This is a genomic window from Microcystis sp. BLCC-F209, assembly GCF_041928595.1.
Lineage (GTDB): Bacteria > Cyanobacteriota > Cyanobacteriia > Cyanobacteriales > Microcystaceae > Microcystis.
In genome coordinates this window covers 1-4,129 of sequence record NZ_JBHFLL010000266.1, presented here as the reverse complement: position 1 = coordinate 4,129, position 4,129 = coordinate 1, and the positions used below count along the sequence as shown (strand labels likewise).

Annotated in this window: 3 protein-coding genes and 3 pseudogenes; 2 read left to right on the top strand and 4 right to left on the bottom strand. The window is 44.5% G+C overall.

Features of this window, described 5'->3' with window-relative positions; translation table 11 throughout:
- Positions 1–286: 286 nt before the first annotated feature.
- A pseudogene (locus ACE1AQ_RS16895) lies at positions 287–463 on the bottom strand (IS5/IS1182 family transposase); the annotation flags it as partial.
- Here ACE1AQ_RS16895 and ACE1AQ_RS16890 point away from each other — a divergent pair.
- Both ACE1AQ_RS16890 and cobO read left to right on the top strand, forming a co-directional pair.
- Positions 461–544 (top strand): annotated as a pseudogene (locus ACE1AQ_RS16890) (Uma2 family endonuclease); the annotation flags it as partial. The pseudogenes ACE1AQ_RS16895 and ACE1AQ_RS16890 overlap by 3 nt on opposite strands.
- Before the next feature lie 74 nt (positions 545–618).
- Positions 619–1,224, top strand: a complete 606-nt coding sequence (cobO, locus tag ACE1AQ_RS16885; protein WP_002760003.1) for a cob(I)yrinic acid a,c-diamide adenosyltransferase — start codon at positions 619–621, stop codon at positions 1,222–1,224.
- Here the strand turns inward: cobO and ACE1AQ_RS16880 are convergent.
- From ACE1AQ_RS16880 to tnpA, 3 genes and pseudogenes are all read right to left on the bottom strand, one after another.
- A complete protein-coding gene (locus tag ACE1AQ_RS16880; RefSeq protein ID WP_008204361.1) occupies positions 1,221–2,402 on the bottom strand; it encodes an aldo/keto reductase in 1,182 nt (393 codons plus the stop codon). The genes cobO and ACE1AQ_RS16880 overlap by 4 nt on opposite strands.
- A gap of 173 nt (positions 2,403–2,575) precedes the next feature.
- A complete protein-coding gene (gene map, locus ACE1AQ_RS16875) occupies positions 2,576–3,340 on the bottom strand; it encodes a type I methionyl aminopeptidase (RefSeq protein ID WP_008204359.1) in 765 nt (254 codons plus the stop codon).
- A 284-nt stretch (positions 3,341–3,624) separates the two neighbouring features.
- Positions 3,625–4,014, bottom strand: a pseudogene (tnpA, locus tag ACE1AQ_RS16870) (IS200/IS605 family transposase); the annotation flags it as partial.
- Positions 4,015–4,129: the final 115 nt, after the last annotated feature.

Here is a 4,129-nt window from a genome sequence, read left to right as displayed (position 1 = left end):
ATCTAAGCCACTAAGCTGTTCGTAATTTAAATTGCTTGTTGAGACGAGGCAAGAGGCACTCTTGCAAGAGGCAACAGTAAAGGGATTGAGGGAGATTCGGCTAATCTTAAGAATAAGCACTTTAAATGCGTCTTAGCTTACTCCGTCAGACTTCTGGTGTGAGGAAACAGTGAACTGAAAACTCAAATCCGATCCCTAATAGCTGTATCCCGTCTCCCGTCTCCCGTCTCCTGTCTCGGAGTCTCCTGTCTCGACTAGGAAATTAATTTTGCACGACTACTTATTGAGATATTCCCTGACAACCACTGTCTTCTCTGCTGGTAGTTGAACGGTGAAAACGAACTCGACTTTTTTTAAATAAACTAAAATCATGACCGCTGCCTTTACCACAAAAGACACAGATAATCTCCGCTGTATTTTTATCAGCTACTAATTGGTATTTTCAAGTATGATAACCTCTTTGGAAAAACAACAAGAACGACAAGCAAAGGCGAGATTAGCGGCAAAATTGCGAGAATTAGGCATCAATCCCCAGACAATTTAGCCGGTTAAAATCTGCAAAGGGCGATCAATAACCCCTTGAGTTACAATTATCTTGATTTGACTGGACAGACTTGAATGCAACTCACTCCCGAACAATACAAAGAAAAAATGCAGCGCCGCAAGGTCATCCAAGAGGAACGTTTAGCCGAAAAAATCGCTGAAAAAGGTTTAATTATCGTTAATACTGGCGATGGTAAGGGAAAAACCACGGCAGCCCTCGGTATGGTTTTACGTTCCCTCGGTCATGGTTACAAAGTGGCGGTGGTACAATTCATCAAAGGTGCTTGGGAACCTGCCGAACAAAAGATTTTTAGTGTTTGGGGGGAACAAATCGAGTTTTATGCTATGGGGGAAGGTTTCACCTGGGAAACCCAAGATAGAGAAAGAGATATAGAGAAAGCCGAAGAAGCATGGCAAAAAGCCCTAACTTTTCTCGAAAATCCCCAATATCAATTAATTTTACTCGATGAGATCAATATCGCCCTTAAATTCGGTTATCTAGATATTCAGGAAGTTATCGCTGGTTTAGCCCGAAAACCCGCTAATTCTCACGTTATTCTCACTGGTAGAGGAGCTTTACCCGAATTAATCGAGATAGCGGATTTAGTCACGGAAATGAAGTTAATTAAACATCCCTTTCGTCAACAGGGAGTGAAAGCGCAACCCGGCATCGAATTTTAACTACTGCTTAAGCGTTGTACCGTCTCTCCCGACAATAATCGATGAGTTTCGGCGAGAAGATAAGGAATTTGATCAGCGTGGGGACTAGCGGCTAAACAGGCAGTTAAATCGAGTTTTTCCACCTCTTTTGCCTGTTGACCGGGGAACCAATGACCCCCATTCCCCAAGAGATTGTATCTGGCCTTGGCAAAGTCGAGCATATCGTAGGAGATAGCGAGATTGTGTAACCAGAGGATAGAAGGAATATTAATCTGATTGGGGGTATTTTCCCAGCTAGGTAAACCCACAGACCAAGTTTTTACCCAATTATCGCCTAAACAGTTGATCATCTCCCCTTGCAATCTCTCGATAATTGGCGGTAAAATCTCTTCGGCTCGATCGAGTAAGGGTAAAGTTTTCAGGTGTTCATCAAAATCTCTGGCTCGCGCAGCACCGATACTAAGGGTATGGACGGCCGGATGACTGAGACAGAATAGGTCATTAAAAACCATCGGACTGAGAGGAGAACAGAGAGCCACGAGCTTAGGGGGAGGATTATAGAGATGGCCGCCCTTATCGGAGGGACTAATGATAAAAACCCCCATATCGTGCTGTTTTGCCGCTTCTATGGCCGGCCAGTTATTCTGAAAAATATAGTACCAGTGCAGATTGAGGTAATCGTAACAATTTGTTGCAATAGCCTTGACAATTACATCAGTTGGTGCATGGGTGGAGAAACCGATAAAACGAACTTTTCCCTGTTGCTGTAATTTTTTCGCCTCTTGCCAACAACCGCCCTCGGCCATAGTATCATCGAGAATTTCCTCGGTGTTGATGCCATGGATGCCCAACAAATCCACATAATCTAACCGTAAAAATTGCAGGGATTGCTCAAATTTACGGCGAAATTCCCGCACATCTTGACTAGGAGAAACTTTCGTCTGCACGATAATCTTATCCCTCGGTAGTTGCGGCAAAATTTTGCCCAATTGCATCTCGGAAGTGCCGTAACCCCTAGCGGTTTCGATGTGATTAATCCCCACTTCCAGAGATTTATTAATGATTGCCTCTAAATTGCCTTGATTCTCGTCAGGAATTTGCGACATTGGCAGCTCCTGCCACTGAAATTGATAGCGCATTCCCCCACAGGAAAACACCGGCATTTGTAGATTAGTGCGACCGAAACGACGATACTGCATATATTCAGTTATCAGTTATCAGTTATCAGTTATCAGTTATCAGTTATCAGTGGGGAGACCACTTCGTGCGCGTTGCGGGGGGTTTTAGGGTTTTGGGGTTTTGGGGTATTAGTTGAAACTTCCCTATTTCCCCATTCTCCCATTCCCCATTCCCTGTTCCCTGTTCCCTAAATTTAATTGGGTACAGTGAGAATTTCCACACCGGTTTCGGTGACAGCGATGGTGTGTTCAAATTGGGCCGAAAGTTTACCATCTTTAGTAATAGCAGTCCAACCGTCTTTTAAGACAATATGTTGCCAGGTTCCCTCATTAATCATTGGTTCAATGGTGAATACCATGCCGGGGCGAATTTTTTTGCCCTTGCCACGAGTGCCGTAGTGGGGAACCTGCGGACCGGTGTGAAAAACATTACTGATACCATGACCGACAAAATCTCTAACCACCGAAAATCCTTGTCCTTCGGCATATTCTTGGATAGCTGCGCCAATATCGCCGATTCTCCCCCCCGGCTGCACTGCATCTATGCCTCTTTGCAGACATTCTCTGGTAACTTCCACTAACTTTTTGGCCAGGGGGGAGGGAGTACCGACAAAGAAAGTCTGGGAGGTATCGCCGTGATAACCTTCTAAAATCGGGGTGACATCGATGTTAATGATATCGCCGTCTTTGAGGATTTGATCGGCGCTGGGGATGCCGTGACAGATAACCTCGTTAATGCTAGTACAGATGGACTTAGGAAAGCCATGGTATCCTAGGGGCGCACTTTTGGCTCCATGGGCGCGAGTCCAACGTTCTGCCTCATCATTGATTTCTAGGGTACTTACCCCCGGTTTAACCATTTCTGCCAGATGATCTAACAGTTTAGCCGCTAATCGTCCGGCTCGTCGCATTTTGTCAATTTCCCGCGGGGAGAGTAAGGTGATGGTATCGTTGCCCATGAATTATCCGACTGTTGAGAAAGATTCTTGTTACATTTCTTATCCTAGCAAAATCGGGCAGCCTTAGGGTTTAGGGGGTTCGGTTATGGGAGCGGGGTGTGGGGTGTGGGGTGTGGGGAAGGAAACCTCTTTCATCTCTGGTGGTGAAAATTTTTTCATCGGGACTGACTTCTGACTTGTGTGCTTACCTTGACCTTGAAAGGGTTTGGTAGCGACAATTGGCAATTGGGTATCCTGGTTCGACTGCCTCTCACGCTAGAAAGCTCTATGGAGGGAACAACCTTTTTCGGGGAGTTTTGGTTCTCGACATATTTTTTTAGTCGTTCGATGGTAACACCTCCACAACTAGCCACGAAATAAGCTCCCGTCCAAAAATAAGGTTTATTGTCGAAATACTTTGCCGCTAAGTAAGGAAATTCTTTTCTAATTAACCGACTACTAACTGTTTTAAGGTTAGCGATTAGTTTGGATAAAGCGATGTCAGGTTTGTAATCGATAATCCAGTGAACGTGAAATGTGCTGTCCCATTTCGTGAGCGTTGACACAAAGATTTCTTTAAGTCGGGCTAAGATTTCATCGTTAATAGCTTTTCGCCGGTATTTAATAATGAATACGACATGAGCGGTAAGTCTATAAACAGAACAAAATTGGCTCTCCCAGCTTTGGTGGGTAAAATGTATTTTAAGATACATTTCTCAAGAGCGAGGGGGTGGAACGAACCACAAAGACACAAAGGACACAAAGATCGATCGATCCTATGTCAATTAAACTTATCACACAGAACCTAGA